We start from the raw sequence: 15,832 nt of genomic DNA on the forward strand, positions 1-15,832 counted from the left end.
ATTCCCAGCGCCATGCAGATGGGTCGTGCAACGGAAGGGCAGTCTTGGACGCGGCGGTCGTTGCCGCTGCTGGCCCTTCTCGTTCTGGCCTTCCGCAGTCTGCTGCCAATGGCCGTCGCGCCACAGGCGGTCTGGACCTCCACCCACATCGGGCATGCGCATCATGCGCATCACACCCAGATGCCCAGCGCGGACGAGAGCCAGCCCAACGGCGGCGACAATTCCGGTCTACACCACCAAACCTGTCATTTCTGCCGGTTCCAGGACGCCGCGCTGCTGCCGCCGTCTCAGCAGCCGGCGGCCCGGACGTCATTGCCAATCCTGGAGCCATGGCAGGCGGCAAGGCCACACCTGTCCGGTCCCAGCGACGTCTTCACCAGCGCCTGGGTTCGCGCTCCTCCCGTGCATCCCGTGTGACGGCCCTATGCCGTAGGGCGCTGCGCGCCAAGCGGCGACGGGTCACCCCAGCCGACACATCCCACGAAACGCCGGCACACGCGACGCTGTGACGATCGCGGACGCCGTGCATGCACACGGGTTTGCCCATGATCGACTCTGCCAACGAGCGGCCGGAGAGCGCACGCACGCACTCCGCGCGGATGAACGCGCCATCACGCCGCGGTTTCCTCGCCTCCCTCATCGCTCTGGTAACCCTCACTGTGTTGGGGACCTCTGCCCCGGCCCGCGCCGAGATCCGTGTCACCGATGTCCTTGGACGCGCGGTGACGCTGAGCAAGCCGGCCGAGCGCGTCCTGCTCGGCTTCTACTTCGAGGATTACATCGCGATTGTCGGCCCGACCGCCATCGATCGTCTGACCGCGGTTTCGCTGCATTACTGGAAGGGCTACCGGCCCCGGCAGTATGAGGCGTACCTCGCGGCCTTTCCGAAGATCGCCTCGCTCGTCGATGTCGGCGACGTCGATAACGGAACGATGTCGGTGGAGAAGATCGTCGCCGCCCGTCCGGACGTCGCCATCCTGTCGGTGGGCCAGTACCAATACCTCGGAGCGGCCGCCGCCCAGATCGAGGCCGCTGGCATTCCGATCGTCACCGTCGATTACAACGCCCAGACCGTCGAAAAGCACGTCGCCAGCACACGCGTGATTGGCAAGGTCATGGGCACCGAGGAGCAGGCCGAACGGCTGGCGCGCGCCTACCAGGCGGCGGTCAACGATACGCAGGACCGCATCCAATCCGCCCAGGCGAGTGCCAAGCCAAAGGTCTACGTCGAGCTTGGGCAGAAGGGGCCGCACGAGTACGGCAACAGCTACGGCAAGGGCATGTGGGCCGGCGTCATCGACCAGGTCGGCGGCGCCAACATCGCGGACGGGCAGATCGCCAACTGGGGGCCGCTCAACCCCGAATACGTCGTCGCCGCGCAGCCCGACGTGATCTTCATCACCGCGTCGGAATGGATGAGCATCCCCGACGCCGTGGTCATGGGCTTCGGCGTTGATCCTGCCCTGACGCGCGAGCGCCTGCGCCCCTATCTGACCCGGGCAGGCTGGGCCAATCTGCCGGCGGTGCGCAACGGTGAGGTCTACGCGATCTACCACGGCGGAACGCGCACGCTCTACGACTACGTCTACGCGCGCTTCATGGCCAAGGCCCTGTACCCCATAGCCTTCGCGGACGTCGATCCGCGCGCCGAACTGGCCGGCTACTACAAGGAGAACCTGCCCATCCGCCCGGACGGCGACTTCATGCTCCGCCTGGAGCCGCGGTCATGACGGCCGTGGACATCCGGACCGGTCCGCTTCTGCGGTCCGGCTACCGGCAGGGCATGCGGCGGCGCGTCGCCGTGACCCTGTGGATGAGTGTCTTGCTCGCCGGACTCATCCTTCTCGACCTGGTGACGGGGCCGTCGCCGCTCAGCGTCGGCGACGCGCTGTTCGGGCTGCTCCGCGGACCGGCGAACCCCGACGGAATGACGGCGACGATCATCTGGTCGATCCGACTGCCGATCACGCTGATGGGGGTGCTGGTTGGCATCAGCCTCGGCATCGCCGGGCTCCAGATGCAGACCATCCTCGACAACCCGCTGGCCAGCCCCTTTACGCTGGGGTTTTCCGCAGCAGCCGGCTTCGGCGCGGCGCTCGCGATTATGTTCGGGGCGGCGCTGCCCATCGCGGCGTGGCTGCTCACTCCATTGGCAGCCTTCGCGGCGACGCTCGTGTCCTGCGGCCTCATCTATGGAATGGCCCGGGCCCGCGGCGCCAACCCGGAAATTCTGACGCTCGGCGGGATCGCCGTGATGTTCCTATTCCAGGCGCTGCAGTCGCTGCTCCAGTTTCTGGCGTCGCCGGAGGTCCTCCAGCAGATCGTGTTCTGGCTCTTCGGCAGCCTCATGAAGGCGAACTGGACCAGCGTCATGGTCCTGGGAGGTGTGCTGCTCGTCACCGTGCCGTTGCTGGCCCGGGATGCCTGGCGGCTGACGTCGCTGCGTCTGGGCGACGCCCACGCACGGAGTCTCGGCCTCGACGCCGACGCGCTGCGGCGTCGGACTTTCGGGTTCGTGGCCCTGCTCACCGCCGCCGCGGTCGCCTTCGTCGGCACGATCGGCTTCATCGGGCTGGTCGCGCCGCACGCCGCTCGCGCCCTGGTTGGCGAGGACCAGCGGGTCCTGATGCCGCTGACCGCGCTGATGGGGGCGGCCCTGCTGGTCGGGGCGTCGGTCGTGTCGAAGATCATCGCGCAAGGAGCGGTTATTCCGGTGGGCATCGTGACCGCCGTGGTTGGTGTGCCGGTGCTGTTCACGCTTGTTATGCGCCGTGGCGCGGGAGGCTGGGGATGACGGACGCGACACTGACCCTCCAGGACGTTTCGGTGGCGCGCGGCGGCAAACAGGTCGTCGATCGCGTCTGCGCGGCCCTTCCGGGCGGTGCCGTCACGGCCATCTGCGGGCCGAACGGGGCCGGCAAATCGACCCTCATCGGAGCGATTGCGGGTGTTGCTGTCCACCACGGCGCGATCCGTTGGGATGGCCGAAACCTCGACCGGACCGACGTCGCCTTCATGCCGCAGTGTGTGGCGATCCGCTCGACGCTCACCGTGCTGGAAGTGGTTTTGCTCGGCCGGCTCGACCGGCTGGGCTGGACGCTGCGCGAGGCCGACTTGGCGGCAGCCGGCGACGCTCTGGCGGCTCTCGGTCTGACCCACCTCGCCGAACGGCGGATCAACACCCTGTCCGGTGGTCAGCAGCAGCTGGTCCTGTTGGCGCAGCGCCTCATGCGCAAGCCTCGCATTCTGCTGCTGGACGAGCCGACCAGCGCGCTGGATCTGAACCGTCAGCTGCTGGTCTTTGACATGCTCGCATCCTATGCGCGCGAGAACCAGGCCCTCGTCCTCGTCGCGCTCCATGACCTGTCGCTCGCTGCGCGCTACGCCTCGATGCTCCTGCTGCTCAGGCAGGGGACCTTGATGGGATCGGGACATCCCGCCGAGGTGCTGCGCGCCGAGACAATCCGCGCGGTCTACGATGTGGAGGCGGAGGTGCTGCACTCATCCGGCGGCCATCCGGTCATCGCGCCACTGCATGCCAGCACGGAATGCCCGCTGCGCTTTGGGGGAGAACGACCGCCGGTGTATCATGCCGAGATGTGAGCCAAGCCTGCCGGTAAATAACCGACCCGCGCGGCCGTCCTCCGCCGGAAGCGGTGTCGCGCTCCGGCTCGCGGCCACGGGGCTGTTCGCGGTCATGTCGCTCCTCGTCCGGCTGGCGTCCGTCGAGGCGCCGGTCGGGCAGATCGTCTTCTACCGCAGTGCTTATGCTCTGCTCCCGATCATCGCGTACCTGATCTGGCATGGGCAGTTCCCCTCCGGCCTGAAGACGCGACGGCCGGGCGGGCACCTGAAGCGCAGCCTGTTCGGGTGCGCGGCGATGTTCTTCTCGTTCGTCTCGCTGGCCCACCTGCCGCTGGCCCTGGCGTCGGCCCTCGGGTTCCTCGCACCGTTGCTGGCTGTGCCGGCAGCGATGGTCTTCTTGCGGGAACGCCCGGGGGCCGCCGTCATTGGCGCCGCTTTCGCCGGCTTCTTCGGCGTCGTCCTGATGCTTGCCCCGGCGTTCGACGGACCATCGCTCGACCGGCACACCGTGATCGGCGTGGCCGCTGGTCTGGCCATGGCTGTTACCACCGCCGCAGCCAAGGTCGAGATCAAGGCGCTGACCGCGACGGAAGCGTCCGGGACCATCGCCTTCTACTTCGCCGTTGTCTGCGCTCTGGCCGGTCTGGCCACGTGGCCGTTGGGCTGGGCGTCACCCGTCGGGTCTTCACTCGGCTATCTCATCGGCGCCGGCTTCGCAGGAGGGTTCGCGCACATCGCCATGACCGAGGCCTTGGCGCGCGCACCGGCCTCGACGCTGGCACCGTTCGAATACACCACCATGCTCTGGGCACTTGCCTTCGATGCGCTGATCTTCGGCCTGCTTCCGAGCCCCATGAGCCTCGCCGGTGCCCTCGTGGTCGTCACGGCAGCGGCGGTCGTCGCCTTCGCCGACAAAATCGTGCTCCAGGTCCAGCGCATCGGGTGACGCTTGTGAGGCCCGCGTGCGGCCACCCCAACGGGACGTTCGAAGTTGCCCCAAGCAACAGCCCCGCACACAAAAAGGGCTGCGGGAAGGTCCTTCCCGCAGCCCATTGGACAAGAACATTCATTGGGAAAACCCGACTGCATGCAGCGGTCCATTTTCATGAACAGGGCAGAGTGCAGAGGGTTGCGCGGCCCTGTGTGGGTCTCGGAGGCTATCGCAGCCAAGCCACCAGATGCGGCTCCAGCCCCCAATACAGGCCGACGGCGGCGGCGATCCAGAGGCCGACCATGACGGCGGCCGCGGTGTAGCTAACCGGTCGCGCCGCTTGTCTCGCGGTGGCGGTGGCCCGGTGTTCTTCCAGGACCTCGGCCGGGATCAGGCGGACGACGAGCAGGATACCCAGCGGCACGATCAGCAGGTCATCCAGGTAACCCAGAACCGGCACGAAGTCGGGGATCAGGTCGATGGGGCTCAGCGCGTAGGCGGCCACCATCAGCGCCGCCACGCGGGCGTACCAGGGGGTTCTCGGATCGCGCGCGGCCAAGTAGATGGCGAGCACGTCGCGCTTCACCCCCCGAGCCCATGTCTTTGCCTTCGCCAGCATCGCATCGCGCCCTTCCTTGCCGCAGGGAACCGCACGGCCCTGCCTGAGTTGCCTATGTCGAGGTCGGCAGCCATCCGGCTGTCGTTTCGCCACGGAGATCGGAGCACGAGCATGAGGATGCAAGGACCACTGGCCCTGTTAGCGGTGACAGGTGTGCTGTTGGGCGCCCCGGCGTTCGCGGCTAACAAGAAGGACGTCCAGGCGCTTAACCAAGCCAAGGTTTCCCTGACCCAGGCCATTGAGACGGCCACCAAGCAGGGCAACGGTAAGGCCATCGACGCCGAGTTCGAGGTCGAGGACGGCGGCGGCCAGTACGAGATCAAGGTCCTCGGGTCGGACAAGCTGATGAAATACAAGCTCGACGCCAACTCCGGGCAGGTTACGGAGGCCGAGGAGGCGCACTTCGAGAAGTTTTTCACCCGCTTGAAACCCGAAGACCTGCGCAATGCCCGCACATCGCTCGTCGAGGCCATCGGCATTGCTGAGCAACGGCTCGGCGGAAAGGCTATTGAAGCCGAGGCCGAACGGGAGAGCGACCACATCCAGTACGAGGTGAAGGTCGTCAAGCCGGACGGCAGCACCGATGAGATCGAGATCAACGCCACCAATGGCCAAGTGGCGGAGCGATGAGAAACGGCATCTGACCCGAGGGGTGCCACCGTGCCGCCTGCCGGAGAGCCAGGGCCCCTGTTGAGGGGACCCTGGCTCGGCAGGTTCACTGATTGTGTGACGGGCCTTCGGGTTTCCGTTCCACCTGCCCCCGGCGTTGCAGCCACAGGGCCACCACAGGTTACACGCTTGAAACCATTCTAAACTACGTCGCGGGGGCGGGCTGGCGTATACTTCGGCTAACCGAAACCCGCCGACGCAGCCATGCCAAGAACCTTCGACGGTCAGATCCTGGAGGATGCCATTCACTGCATCCGCGTATCCGACGTTGTTTCGGACGAGGCGAAGGCTTGTCTGATCGGTGCCGTGCTGGCTCTGGGTCAGGCACATTGCAAGACCGTACCCTGCGGTGTGTGCAGCTCAGCCGAACGCTGCGAGGACCGCATTGGGTCGATCTTGAACGACGAGGTGGACGTGCCAGCGGGCCAATCTCCCAAGCTACGCGTGGTGCCGTTGGACGCGGCCTGACTCGTCCATACGCTTTGTACGGCAGAGCGGTCGCCGGTCTCTGGGAGGGGCGAGCTGTAGCCGCGTGATCCTATAAGTTGCTCCAGAGCTTACGATGCGCCGATTTGATTAAGCCAGTCCGGACCGTCGCACGCATTCCGGTCTGAGCCCGATGATTGCGCGTTCAATTCACCTGAGTCTGGCCTTGATCTTGCGTAATTCGGGCTTTCGGGGACGATGTGCTCTCACCGGATGTGGGTCGGATTCGGCCGATGAAACTGGGTTTGACCATTGACGAGCACAATCCGCGATAGCTGTTGAATAGCGGATAAGGGCCGGTCAGTGAAATTGGCCAATATAGGACACCAGTGCGCCGCATGACAGCGCCGTTAGCTTATCGCCCCGTAATATTGCGTCGATGAGGAAATTGCGACTTGTATAAGGCGTACGACGGTATGTCGCCGTTAGCGATATTTTCACGAGATTTGTCGCAACCTGTTGCATCGTTGCGCGGGGCCAGGGGGAGCCAGTGATGGTGCGGGAAGCTGATGGTCTGCTGGCGGTGAATGACGGGGCCCGCAGAGCCACCCGCGATGACGATTGGCTGACCCTCGGCGGCGGCCTGGACGCCAAGCTCGTCGCGCTTCATCAGGAGATTCTCGGGTGCTCCCCGCTGAGCGGCATCGACCGGATTTCCGTTGCCACCTACGACGCGCGCACGGACTTGGTCCGCACTCTGGCGCAGAGCAATCGAGGCCCCGCTCCCTTCGAGCGCTACGCGGGCAAGCTGACCGAGTTCCCAGCCCTCCAGCACCTTGCTGCGACCGGCGAGCCCATCGTCTCGGGGCTGGCCGAAGATCCCATCGAATGGTGTCGCCTGCCGCTCCGTACCTTGGCCCAGGACGGCCACCTATCACGCTACGTGGTCCGTCTGCAGCGGCAGGACACCCTATTCGGCTTTTTGTTCTTCAACTCCCGCCAGCCAGGCTTCTTCTCGGCCGACGTGCTGGAGGCACTGCGGCTGTACCGCCGGCTCATCGACGTTCTGGTGGTCAGCGAATTGACCAGCGTGCGGGCGATGCTGGGGGCTGTTCACACCGCGCGTGAGATCGGCCGGCTCCGCGACGAGGAAACCGGCGCCCACCTCGATCGCATGGCGCATTACACGCACCTGATCGGGCAGCGGTTGGCGCCGGCCCTGGGCTTGTCCGACGAGTACGTTGAATATCTGTTTCGCTACGCGCCGCTGCACGACATCGGCAAAGTCGGAGTGCCCGACCACATTCTGCTCAAGCCGGGCAAGCTGACACCGGACGAACTCGACATCATGAAGACGCACGTGCGCGAGGGCGTCAAGATCGTCGAAGCCATGATGCGCGACCATGATCTCGCAGGACTGCCGTACGCCTGCGTTCTGCGCAACATCGTCGGCTGTCACCATGAGTGGTGGGATGGCACGGGTTACCCGAACGGCTTGACAGGCGAGATTATTCCTTTGGAGGGACGCATCGTCGCTGTCGCCGATGTCTTCGACGCGTTGACCTCCGAGCGGCCGTACAAGACGGCGTGGACCCTTGACGCGGCCATCGCGTTCCTGCGCGACCAGGCCGGGCGGCACTTTGACCCGGCCTGCGTGGAAGCGTTGCTTGCCGATCCGGCCGCGCTGTCGGCGATTCGGCAACAATTCCAGGACGAGTCGCCGCCCATCACAGGCCGGGTGAGGGCAATGAAGGCGCTCGCCGAGCCCACCGGCGGCCAGGCCTGATGCAGCATGATCGACACGCGCCCTGGCAACATGTTGAACACCGCGGCAGGGAAGCGGCTCCCAGGGGGCGGGGATTGCGGCACGCCGTTGCCCGGGAGTCCTATGAGCAATGGGCGGGGGTTTCGGCATTCGGTGTGCCGAGAGTGCCGTTGAACATCTGTCATTGCTTTCGTAGGAAGCACTCCGCAACAGGGCCAGCACAAGACTGGCCGGCATTGAAAGTTCTTGAGGAAAACGCCAATGTTGACCGCTGATCGGTACATTGTGGAAGTGAACCAGGAAGCTACGGGCATTCTGGCGCGCAGTGATAAGGAGTTTCAGTTCTTCGTTTCGCAGCCGGCGGCTTTTGCGCTCAATCAGTGGATGTTCCCGTCGGCGCGGGATGCGATCGATGCCGTCGCACGCACCATCGCGGCCAGTTGCAGATAGCGCTCGGGCCGTTCGTATTTGGGGCGCTTGATCCCTATCGGGTTCCAGGAGGACGGACAAAGCCGCATCCCTTCTGGCGCGACATCATAACGGCGGCTCCGGCGGCAGCACATCTCCCACCGGCGGGGCCGCCGTTCACTTCCTTCTATGACATCGCATGCGCCCTGACACCCGGGTGGACGCGTTGCGTGTAGCCCTCCAACTCACGGCGGATGGCGTCAAACGCGTCGCGGATAGCGACCCTGGGGTTCTGGTGGGCTTGGTTCTCCGGCCCCTGGCGACTGCTCGCGAGTTGGGCCTGGGGAACGCTCAGGACGATACGCACCGTATAGCGTTTGCCCTTGTGTTGATGGCGGTGCGGTACCTCGACGACCACGCGGCAGTTCATGATGTCCTGGCACAAGCGGTCGAGCTTGACCGCGTGCTCGCGGATGACGGTCTCCAGTGCCGGCGACGGGTCCATGTTGTGGAACAAGATCTGCAGTGGAAGACGCATACGGACCTCCTATACGGACCTCCTGTTTTCAGGCGGATGGGCGGGACTCCCCCGGCACCTGACAGGCGGTAACGGTCACAGTTTAGCAGGCTCCCGAATCGCGGCTTTGCGCTGCATCAAGGCAAAGCTCACGCTTTGGTCGAAACTGACCAGGGTCTCAACCGCGGCCGCCCAGGGACGGCAAATTTCCGCTTGCAAGGCGGCAGCACTGTGGGGGGCGCGCGGGATCGATGCCGGTGCGTAACGAACGGCCAAGGTGCTGTCCCCAAGGACCAATCGCCCCCTCCAATGCACGCGCAACGTGACCTCACGCGCGTGAGATACTCTGCGGGACCGATCAAGGAGGGCATCATGACTGTATTCATGGCCGAAAGGAACCTCCCGGGGATTGGCATGGACGAGCTTGCCGCGGCGCAAAGGCGAGCGATTGACGTGGCCCGCGACATGAGCGCCAACGGGACAGCGGTCCGCTATATTCGCAGCACATTCGTGCCGAGCGAGGGGCGGTGCGAATGCCTGTTCGAGGCCGACAGCGCCGAGGCGGTGCGCCAGCTCAACAACCAGGCGCACATCCCCTACACACGCGTCATTGAGGCCATGGATCTCACGCCGCCTTAAACCAGGCCGCCGAAAAGCTGAATGGTCTGAAAACGGCCGGCGGCGCGTGTGCGCCCGTGGGCGAGGTGGCGATGATGCGCTACAAGCAACTGATCGGACGCAGCCTGCGCGCTCGGAGTCTGCCGGCCCAGAAGGTTGAGGCCGCCGTCGGCTGCAAGGTCATGAACATCATGACCAGCTTGGGTCTGCCGATCTCCCGCAAGACTGCCTGATCACCGCGGCCCAATGGTGGACTCCGCCACAACACCGATTTGTGCGCCAAAGTCAATACGAGTTGGACCCCGCGCCAACCCTGGCTGGAATCGCCGTCATGGGGTGAGAAGTGCGGGGTTCCGGGGGGTGTGGGGCGTGGTGACGTGAATTGGTCGGGGTGAAAAAGACGGGGAGACGGGGTGAAGCGTCCGGGGTCTGCGGCGAGGGCGGTGTGCTCTCGGCGCGGTCGCCGGGCGGCGGTGTCTCTCCGTGTGGGCGCAGCGGCCGGGCCGCCATCTTTTTGAAATCATTGGGACATCCGGGCGCGCGACGGTCTTGAAGGGGGCAGTCGAGCGGATCATCGCGGGAGCACGGGCGACGCATTCCGGCCCCCGAAGATCTTGATCTCTCAGGAGATCCGAGCTGCGTTTGCTGTGCGTTGGCATCTGCGAACGCAGCGGCGCGAGATCGGCGGCGCCCACGGCGCTGGACACCGTCCAGCCGCCACGGCCGTTCCGGTCGTTGACCGCGCCGGCCTGCTCCCGCTCAGCCCGACCTCCGTGGCGCGCGTCGTCCGCGCCGTCCAGGACAAGACGCGGCGCTACTCCCTCCACTTGACGGGCGTTGGTGTCGCGCAACGCCTCGTCGCTGCCGGCTTCGATCTGCCAGCGATCCAGCAGGCCAGCGGCTGAAAGTTGCCGGTCATGGTGGCGCCTACGCCGAGCGCGGCGCCGTGGCTTGCCACCGCGTCGGCCGGCCTCGCCGCGCGGACAGCGCGGACGGCGACAATCAGCCGTGACCGGCGGTGACGCGGTGGCGTTAAGGGCGCCGATCGCGGCCTTCCGTCGGCGCGCCATCGCGGTGCGCCTGGAGGCCATGCGCCGCGCCAGGGCACCGGCTGGTCGGCGTCGTCTGTCTAGGCCCCGCTCGGCCGCGCCCGTGTGCACGGCTTGCTGGAGCGTGACGACCACGCCGCTGCGGAGTAGATTCGACATCCCCCGCCCCGGAACGAAGACGGCTCCATGACCCCTGACCAGTGTATCGCCGCGCGCAAGCTCCTCGGCTTGTCCCGATTTGAGGCGCAACGGCGGACCGGGCTGGCCTACAGCACGCTTCAGGATGTCGAACTGGGCGCCACGGCCCCGCCCCCACCGACGCGCAACCGGCTGTGTGCCGCGTTCGAGGCGGCCGGCGTCGCGCTCGACGCGGGCGCTGGATCGGGTGCGCGGCTGTGCGAGTGGAGGGAGCATGACGGAGATAGGCCATGATCGGCGGACCACCCAAGCCTGAGCCACAGGTCGTTCATGTCTCCCGCAAGCCAACGGCCGCGCGGATGACGGCGGCGATGAAGGCGACTGGCCTGCCAATGCACACCGTGTGGAGGGTTTATGGCGCCATGCTCGAAGTCCTGGACCAGGACGGCCCGGCGGCAGACGGCGACCCTTCGGTCGCGCCACCCAGGCCAGACATCTGCGAGGTGGCCCGCATGACCCCGGAACAATGCCGGCAAGCCCGCGCGTTGGTGGACTGGAGCACACGTGACCTTGCCCGGGCGTCCGGCATCATGGCGCGCACCATTGGCCTGTGGGAGCGCGGCAAGCACCCCAGCGTGGAGCCAATGATGTCGCTGCTACGGACCGCGTTTGAGGAGGCCGGCATCGTGTTCGGCCCGGACGGCGGAAGCGTTCGACTAGGAAACGCTGCTGAACGAGGCTCAGCACCATGACCCCATCCAGTGCAGAACCACGCGCCGGAGGCTCGGGTGGTCCATTGAGGAGCTGGCCCCCGAGCCCTGCGCAGCCCGACCGTTGTCGGCGCATTCGAACGCGGGAAGACGCCCGGCAGCATGGCGGTCCTCGCCTCCCTCCGCCGCGCCTTCGCCGAGGCCGGGGTGAACGTGGAGGCCGTCCCGGACAACGCCCAACCAAAGATGGAGAATGCGGCATGTTCGCCGTGAGCGGGGAGGAACGCGCGGCCATCCGCCGCGCCTAAGATTACGGTGGCGAGTGGGCCACCGTTGTGGAATTGCGTCGCCACTTTTCCATTGAGGACAACGACAATGCCCTATTCCCGGTGCGCAGCATCGTTCGGTGGCGGTCGGCTCTCGTAGCAACCGCCAGCGCGCCGACCACGGGACGGGTCGTCCCAGTAAACTTCACCTTATGAAAATGGGGCCGATTGCCACCCCCTCACGACAGTCGAGCGGTGAAGTCTCCGCGCTGAACCGCGACCACACTCCAGGAAAGGCATACGCAATCGTGATTGGATCGGCAAACTGAACTGGTCACCCGCGACCGACGAAGCCGTCGCCGCGGATCGGACCACGCGGGACCACGTCATCGTCATCGCGATCACTGGGGAGGTCCGCGGCGCCTTCGGCGTGGGCCAGCGAACAGCCGACGACAGCGTTCCGGTCTGGATCGCGCCCCACCTGCCGACCGGGCACCGCTTGCCGAACGAGTTTCTGTCGCGGGACGCTGCGGTCGCGTGTGTCGCCATGATGGAAGGGCTCGGTTGCTGGACGGCTGAGGACCCGGAGCAGATACTGCAGCACCCCCACAACGATCTTGCCCATCGCCTTGTGGCCAAAGCTTCGGGCCGCCGGGCGGCGTGAGGTGGTCGGCGCACCAAGCGGGGCATGCAGGCCTTACAAAGGAGAGTGTCGATTGCGACCATTCCCGGCCACCGAGCCTTTCCCGAAATCATACAGCATTCCTGCGGCAGACGTCGGAAGCGAAGGCTCGATCGCCGCTGTCGCAGGGCAGCCTTCGATCAGCGGGTGTAAAAGCAGCAGGCCATCGCCGGATCACCCTCGGCGTCAGAGTCCGGGACTGCGGTACCCGCCAGACATTCGTGGGCCGCTCCGAGCAGGTGCAGGAGGTCGTCGGTCCACAGCGCTCGGCCTGAGGGGGCGGGGGACCGGTCGGGCGACCCGTTCTCGTCAAGGATCATAGGCATCTCCCCCACAGCACGGCCCGCGAGCGCCGTTGCCTGCAAACGACGCTCGCGGGCGTGCTTCTTGCGCTCAGTACATGTGCTGGCCGCCGTTGATGGACAGCGTCGAGCCGGTGATGAAACCGGCGTCGTCGCCGACCAGGAACAGCACGCCGCGGGCGATCTCCTCGGCCTTGCCGAGGCGGCCGACCGGGATGCGGGCGACGATCTTCTCCAGCACGTTCGGCGGAACGGCGCGGACCATGTCGGTGTCGATGTAGCCCGGCGCGATGGCGTTGACGGTGATGCCCTTGGCCGCACCCTCCTGGGCCAGCGCCTTGGTGAAGCCATGGATGCCCGACTTGGCGGCGGCGTAGTTCACCTGGCCGTACTGGCCGGCCTGGCCGTTGATCGAGCCGATGTTGACGATACGGCCGAAGCCGCGCTCGCGCATGCCGTCGATGACGGTGCGGCACAGGTTGAAACAGGAGGTTAGGTTGGTCGCGATGACGTCGTTCCACTGCTGCGGCGTCATGCGCTGCAGCACGCCATCGCGGGTGATGCCCGCGTTGTTGACCACCACGTCGACCGGGCCCAGCTCGGCCGTGATCTTGGCGATGCCCGCCTGCACCGCGTCGAAGTCCGAGACATCAAACTTGTACACGCGGATGCCGGTGCTTTCTGCAAAGGCAAACGCCGCCGCGTCGTTGCCGGCGTAAGTGGCGGCCACGTGATAGCCAGCCTTGTCCAACGCGACCGCGATCGCGGCGCCGATGCCGCGCGTGCCTCCGGTGACCACTGCAACCCGAGCCATGACGTTCCCTACCTTGTGTTTGTGTGTGGTGGCTGGCGATGAGAAGACGCGCTGAGGTCCGGCGCGCCAAAGGAGGCAAAGCGCCTTCCTCAAGAGCCATTTAAGTAGCGCGTGTTCGCTTCATGCGTCGTTGGTGTTTTTATTCGAGCCCAGCCAGATCTTTTATTGTTGATTGCGGCGTTCCTCCAGTGTTTGGCTGGGCTCTCGCGCACCGTATTGGAAATTATCGCCGCGTGACAATATCAATTAGGTCATAGAAAGCGTGAGAACCGGCGTTCTTATCGGTAGATAACGCTTAGGGCAGGCAACGGTTTAGCCTCTTAATCACCACCAGGGCATTGTAAGCGCCCGGGACTGCCAGCGCTTCGAAATCAGGACTTCAGGAAAGTCGGCGCTTAAATGTTATTGCTTGACAGATTTATGCGACGGCGGGCCGGCATCACGCCGGTTTTCCCATGCGAGGCCGTGCGTCGGCCCGCCCGGCCCAACCCGCGTTCGCGACAGACCGGGGGACGAGCCCCCTCAGCTCAACAGGGGCATGGGGGGTTTGCAACCGATGCCCGCGCCCTCCGCGCTCCTGATGGTTTGGTGCAGGGACGCTGTTGTTGCCCACAGGAAGGGAGGCTCTCCGTCCACGAACGTTCGTCGTCGAACACGGTTGCTACACCACGGCTCGGGACACGATCGCTGCGGAGCCTTGACGACGGTCAAGGCCTCCCAGCCGCAATCCGGGCTACGAGTTGTCCGCGATGTTGGCGCTGCACCGATCGTGTTCCTTTCCCGGCGGCGCAGCGACCGGCGACGCGGATTCGGCAGAGATGACGATGGCTTGGAAGCGATATCTCTCTCAGTGGATGACCGGCGGAACGCCGCGGCAGGTGTTGCCCGCCAAAGCGGACGAGACCGCGGCTCCCATGCCGGCCTCGGATTTGGGTGAGACGGTCCGTCGCGCGTTGCGGACGGTGGACGATCCGGAGGTGGGATTGAACATCGTGGACCTCGGCCTTGTGTACGCGATTCACGCCTCGCGCCAGTCTGTGCATGCCGACATTACCCTGACGACGCCCACCTGTCCGTTGGGCGAAACCGTGGTCGATCACGCGCGGACGGCGATCGCGCAAGCCCTGCCCAACGTGGCGGACGTAACGGTCCGGCTGGTCTGGGAGCCGCGCTGGACCCCTGCGATGATGAGCAGTCATGCGCGCAAGCAACTTGGGTGGTGATGGTGGTTCCCCCGTCGCGGCGGCGTGGATGCGCCGCCTTGCGCGCCTTCCAGTCCTGGCCTTGGCGATCGCCGGGCTGGTGAGCGGGATGGCCGGAGGACTGGCCCGGTTGGGGTGGGACTGGCCGGGCCAGGCCACAGACCTGTGGGCCCACCACGGCCCGCTTATGGTGTCCACGGTGTTCGGAACGGTGATTGGCCTGGAGCGCGCGGTCGCTTCGGGACGCGGATGGGCCTATTGGGCGCCGGTGATGTCCGGCGTGGCTGGGGTGATGCTCGTGGCCGGCGCGCCTGTGCCGTCCGTAGTCGCGCTGTTCGTCGCGGCCGCCTTCATCCTGTTGGTCACCACGCTGGCCATGGTGCGGGTGTCGCCGGAGTTGCACACCCTGGTCCTGGCGGGCAGCTGCCTGTGCTGGGTTGCGGGAAACGCCTTGTGGCTGGCCGGCTTTCCCCTGAGCGCGGCCGTGCCATGGTGGATCGGCTTTCTCGTGCTGGTGATCACCGGGGAACGGCTGGAACTCAGCCGCCTGTTGAAGCCCCTTCCCGGGCGGACGCCGTTGTTCCTGGCGGCCGCGGCACTCTTGCTCGGCGGAATCGCGCGCTCGGCGCTGCCGTGCGATGGCGCCCTTGCGCCGGTCGGGCCGGGCTTGCTGGCCATGGCGCTCTGGCTCGCCCGGTTCGACATCGCCCACCGCACCGTTCGGCAGAGCGGCCTGCCCCGCTACGTGGCGGTCTGCCTCCTCGCGGGCTACGCATGGCTCGGCGCCGCGGGAGTGTTGGTGGTGTGGGATGAGGTCGTCGCGGCTTCCTTTCTCCGCGACGCGGCCTTGCACGCGGTGTTTCTGGGCTTTGTTCTGACGATGGTGTTCGCCCACGCGCCGATCATTCTGCCGGCTCTACTCAGGGTCACGGTTCGCTACAGTCCGGTCTTCTACGTGCACGTCGCTGTGCTACACGCGTCCGTCGCGTTCCGGGTCCTGGCCGATCTTCTGGAAGGGACAGGGGCGCGTGCCTGGGCTGGGCTGGGCAACAGCGTGGCGATTCTGATGTTTGCCGCGCTCATGGCAACGGCGATTTGGCGCGGCAGGACCCCGGCTCGCCGTTAGAGCAT

General features: G+C 66.0%; 20 protein-coding genes and 1 pseudogene. 16 read left to right on the forward strand and 5 right to left on the reverse strand.

Annotated elements, in window-relative coordinates; translation table 11 throughout:
- The first annotated feature begins 60 nt into the window (after positions 1 to 60).
- The 5 genes from M2351_RS30305 to M2351_RS30325 all read left to right on the forward strand — a co-directional run bounded on the left by M2351_RS30305 (position 61) and on the right by M2351_RS30325 (position 4,531).
- Positions 61 to 417, forward strand: a complete 357-nt coding sequence (locus tag M2351_RS30305) for a DUF2946 family protein (protein WP_264659749.1) — start codon at positions 61 to 63, stop codon at positions 415 to 417.
- Between the two features lie 128 nt (positions 418 to 545).
- The gene (locus tag M2351_RS30310; RefSeq protein WP_264659750.1) at positions 546 to 1,730 is read left to right on the forward strand and encodes an ABC transporter substrate-binding protein; all 1,185 of its coding nucleotides are present in this window, start codon (positions 546 to 548) and stop codon (positions 1,728 to 1,730) included.
- On the forward strand, positions 1,727 to 2,794 hold the full coding sequence (locus tag M2351_RS30315) for a FecCD family ABC transporter permease (protein ID WP_264659751.1): 1,068 nt from the start codon (positions 1,727 to 1,729) through the stop codon (positions 2,792 to 2,794). Before M2351_RS30310 ends, M2351_RS30315 begins: the two co-directional genes overlap by 4 nt.
- Entirely contained in the window at positions 2,791 to 3,603 is an 813-nt protein-coding gene (locus tag M2351_RS30320; RefSeq protein WP_264659752.1) for an ABC transporter ATP-binding protein, read from the forward strand. Before M2351_RS30315 ends, M2351_RS30320 begins: the two co-directional genes overlap by 4 nt.
- A complete protein-coding gene (locus M2351_RS30325) occupies positions 3,590 to 4,531 on the forward strand; it encodes a DMT family transporter (RefSeq protein WP_264659753.1) in 942 nt (313 codons plus the stop codon). Before M2351_RS30320 ends, M2351_RS30325 begins: the two co-directional genes overlap by 14 nt.
- Before the next feature lie 211 nt (positions 4,532 to 4,742).
- Here the strand turns inward: M2351_RS30325 and M2351_RS30330 are convergent, their stop codons facing one another.
- A complete protein-coding gene (locus M2351_RS30330; RefSeq protein ID WP_406567449.1) occupies positions 4,743 to 5,135 on the reverse strand; it encodes a YkvA family protein in 393 nt (130 codons plus the stop codon).
- Between the two features lie 111 nt (positions 5,136 to 5,246).
- On the opposite strand from M2351_RS30330, the gene M2351_RS30335 reads away from it, so the two are divergent.
- The 4 genes from M2351_RS30335 to M2351_RS30350 all read left to right on the forward strand — a co-directional run bounded on the left by M2351_RS30335 (position 5,247) and on the right by M2351_RS30350 (position 8,445).
- Positions 5,247 to 5,765, forward strand: coding sequence for a PepSY domain-containing protein (locus tag M2351_RS30335; RefSeq protein ID WP_264659754.1), 519 nt, complete (start codon positions 5,247 to 5,249; stop codon positions 5,763 to 5,765).
- A gap of 243 nt (positions 5,766 to 6,008) precedes the next feature.
- Positions 6,009 to 6,272, forward strand: coding sequence for a hypothetical protein (locus M2351_RS30340; RefSeq protein WP_264659755.1), 264 nt, complete (start codon positions 6,009 to 6,011; stop codon positions 6,270 to 6,272).
- A 511-nt stretch (positions 6,273 to 6,783) separates the two neighbouring features.
- The gene (locus M2351_RS30345; RefSeq protein WP_264659756.1) at positions 6,784 to 8,016 is read left to right on the forward strand and encodes an HD-GYP domain-containing protein; all 1,233 of its coding nucleotides are present in this window, start codon (positions 6,784 to 6,786) and stop codon (positions 8,014 to 8,016) included.
- A gap of 240 nt (positions 8,017 to 8,256) precedes the next feature.
- Positions 8,257 to 8,445 carry a hypothetical protein gene (locus M2351_RS30350; RefSeq protein ID WP_264659757.1) on the forward strand — a complete coding sequence of 63 codons (189 nt, stop codon included), beginning with the start codon at positions 8,257 to 8,259 and terminating at the stop codon, positions 8,443 to 8,445.
- 145 nt (positions 8,446 to 8,590) lie between these two features.
- Here M2351_RS30350 and M2351_RS30355 read toward each other — a convergent pair whose 3' ends face one another.
- Entirely contained in the window at positions 8,591 to 8,941 is a 351-nt protein-coding gene (locus M2351_RS30355; protein ID WP_264659758.1) for an HPF/RaiA family ribosome-associated protein, read from the reverse strand.
- A gap of 75 nt (positions 8,942 to 9,016) precedes the next feature.
- Positions 9,017 to 9,196, reverse strand: a complete 180-nt coding sequence (locus M2351_RS30360) for a hypothetical protein (RefSeq protein ID WP_264659759.1) — start codon at positions 9,194 to 9,196, stop codon at positions 9,017 to 9,019.
- Between the two features lie 96 nt (positions 9,197 to 9,292).
- On the opposite strand from M2351_RS30360, the gene M2351_RS30365 reads away from it, so the two are divergent.
- From M2351_RS30365 to M2351_RS30385, 5 genes and pseudogenes are all read left to right on the forward strand, one after another.
- Positions 9,293 to 9,559, forward strand: coding sequence for a DUF4242 domain-containing protein (locus tag M2351_RS30365; RefSeq protein ID WP_264659760.1), 267 nt, complete (start codon positions 9,293 to 9,295; stop codon positions 9,557 to 9,559).
- A 62-nt stretch (positions 9,560 to 9,621) separates the two neighbouring features.
- A pseudogene (locus M2351_RS30370) lies at positions 9,622 to 9,771 on the forward strand (IS5/IS1182 family transposase); the annotation flags it as partial.
- A gap of 414 nt (positions 9,772 to 10,185) precedes the next feature.
- Positions 10,186 to 10,443 carry a site-specific integrase gene (locus M2351_RS30375; protein WP_264659761.1) on the forward strand — a complete coding sequence of 86 codons (258 nt, stop codon included), beginning with the start codon at positions 10,186 to 10,188 and terminating at the stop codon, positions 10,441 to 10,443.
- Positions 10,444 to 10,773: 330 nt separating this feature from the next.
- Positions 10,774 to 11,019, forward strand: coding sequence for a helix-turn-helix domain-containing protein (locus M2351_RS30380; RefSeq protein ID WP_264659762.1), 246 nt, complete (start codon positions 10,774 to 10,776; stop codon positions 11,017 to 11,019).
- Entirely contained in the window at positions 11,016 to 11,477 is a 462-nt protein-coding gene (locus M2351_RS30385) for a helix-turn-helix domain-containing protein (protein WP_264659763.1), read from the forward strand. The genes M2351_RS30380 and M2351_RS30385 overlap by 4 nt, the downstream gene beginning before the upstream one ends.
- 558 nt (positions 11,478 to 12,035) lie before the next feature.
- Here the strand turns inward: M2351_RS30385 and M2351_RS30390 are convergent.
- Positions 12,036 to 12,326: a hypothetical protein gene (locus M2351_RS30390; RefSeq protein WP_264659764.1), complete on the reverse strand. Its 291-nt coding sequence runs from the start codon at positions 12,324 to 12,326 to the stop codon at positions 12,036 to 12,038.
- Positions 12,327 to 12,776: 450 nt separating this feature from the next.
- Positions 12,777 to 13,499 carry an acetoacetyl-CoA reductase gene (gene phbB, locus M2351_RS30395; RefSeq protein WP_264659765.1) on the reverse strand — a complete coding sequence of 241 codons (723 nt, stop codon included), beginning with the start codon at positions 13,497 to 13,499 and terminating at the stop codon, positions 12,777 to 12,779.
- Between the two features lie 749 nt (positions 13,500 to 14,248).
- Between phbB and M2351_RS30400 the strand changes: the two genes are divergently transcribed.
- The gene (locus M2351_RS30400) at positions 14,249 to 14,722 is read left to right on the forward strand and encodes a metal-sulfur cluster assembly factor (RefSeq protein ID WP_264659766.1); all 474 of its coding nucleotides are present in this window, start codon (positions 14,249 to 14,251) and stop codon (positions 14,720 to 14,722) included.
- Complete coding sequence (locus tag M2351_RS30405; RefSeq protein ID WP_264659767.1) at positions 14,697 to 15,827, forward strand: hypothetical protein; 1,131 nt, start codon at positions 14,697 to 14,699, stop codon at positions 15,825 to 15,827. The genes M2351_RS30400 and M2351_RS30405 overlap by 26 nt, the downstream gene beginning before the upstream one ends.
- The last annotated feature ends 5 nt before the right edge of the window (positions 15,828 to 15,832 follow it).

The organism is Azospirillum canadense (assembly GCF_025961225.1).
GTDB lineage: Bacteria > Pseudomonadota > Alphaproteobacteria > Azospirillales > Azospirillaceae > Azospirillum > Azospirillum canadense.

Coding starts and splice junctions, on each gene's coding strand:
- M2351_RS30380 (WP_264659762.1), top strand. CDS start 10,774: ATGACCCCTGACCAGTGTATCGCCGCGCGCAAGCTCCTCGGCTTGTCC.
- M2351_RS30405 (WP_264659767.1), top strand. CDS start 14,697: ATGCGCGCAAGCAACTTGGGTGGTGATGGTGGTTCCCCCGTCGCGGCG.
- M2351_RS30330 (WP_406567449.1), bottom strand. CDS start 5,135: ATGCTGGCGAAGGCAAAGACATGGGCTCGGGGGGTGAAGCGCGACGTG.
- M2351_RS30365 (WP_264659760.1), top strand. CDS start 9,293: ATGACTGTATTCATGGCCGAAAGGAACCTCCCGGGGATTGGCATGGAC.
- M2351_RS30385 (WP_264659763.1), top strand. CDS start 11,016: ATGATCGGCGGACCACCCAAGCCTGAGCCACAGGTCGTTCATGTCTCC.
- M2351_RS30320 (WP_264659752.1), top strand. CDS start 2,791: ATGACGGACGCGACACTGACCCTCCAGGACGTTTCGGTGGCGCGCGGC.
- M2351_RS30355 (WP_264659758.1), bottom strand. CDS start 8,941: ATGCGTCTTCCACTGCAGATCTTGTTCCACAACATGGACCCGTCGCCG.
- M2351_RS30350 (WP_264659757.1), top strand. CDS start 8,257: ATGTTGACCGCTGATCGGTACATTGTGGAAGTGAACCAGGAAGCTACG.
- M2351_RS30390 (WP_264659764.1), bottom strand. CDS start 12,326: ATGGGCAAGATCGTTGTGGGGGTGCTGCAGTATCTGCTCCGGGTCCTC.
- M2351_RS30340 (WP_264659755.1), top strand. CDS start 6,009: ATGCCAAGAACCTTCGACGGTCAGATCCTGGAGGATGCCATTCACTGC.
- phbB (WP_264659765.1), bottom strand. CDS start 13,499: ATGGCTCGGGTTGCAGTGGTCACCGGAGGCACGCGCGGCATCGGCGCC.
- M2351_RS30315 (WP_264659751.1), top strand. CDS start 1,727: ATGACGGCCGTGGACATCCGGACCGGTCCGCTTCTGCGGTCCGGCTAC.
- M2351_RS30310 (WP_264659750.1), top strand. CDS start 546: ATGATCGACTCTGCCAACGAGCGGCCGGAGAGCGCACGCACGCACTCC.
- M2351_RS30335 (WP_264659754.1), top strand. CDS start 5,247: ATGAGGATGCAAGGACCACTGGCCCTGTTAGCGGTGACAGGTGTGCTG.
- M2351_RS30400 (WP_264659766.1), top strand. CDS start 14,249: ATGTTGGCGCTGCACCGATCGTGTTCCTTTCCCGGCGGCGCAGCGACC.
- M2351_RS30325 (WP_264659753.1), top strand. CDS start 3,590: ATGCCGAGATGTGAGCCAAGCCTGCCGGTAAATAACCGACCCGCGCGG.
- M2351_RS30345 (WP_264659756.1), top strand. CDS start 6,784: ATGGTGCGGGAAGCTGATGGTCTGCTGGCGGTGAATGACGGGGCCCGC.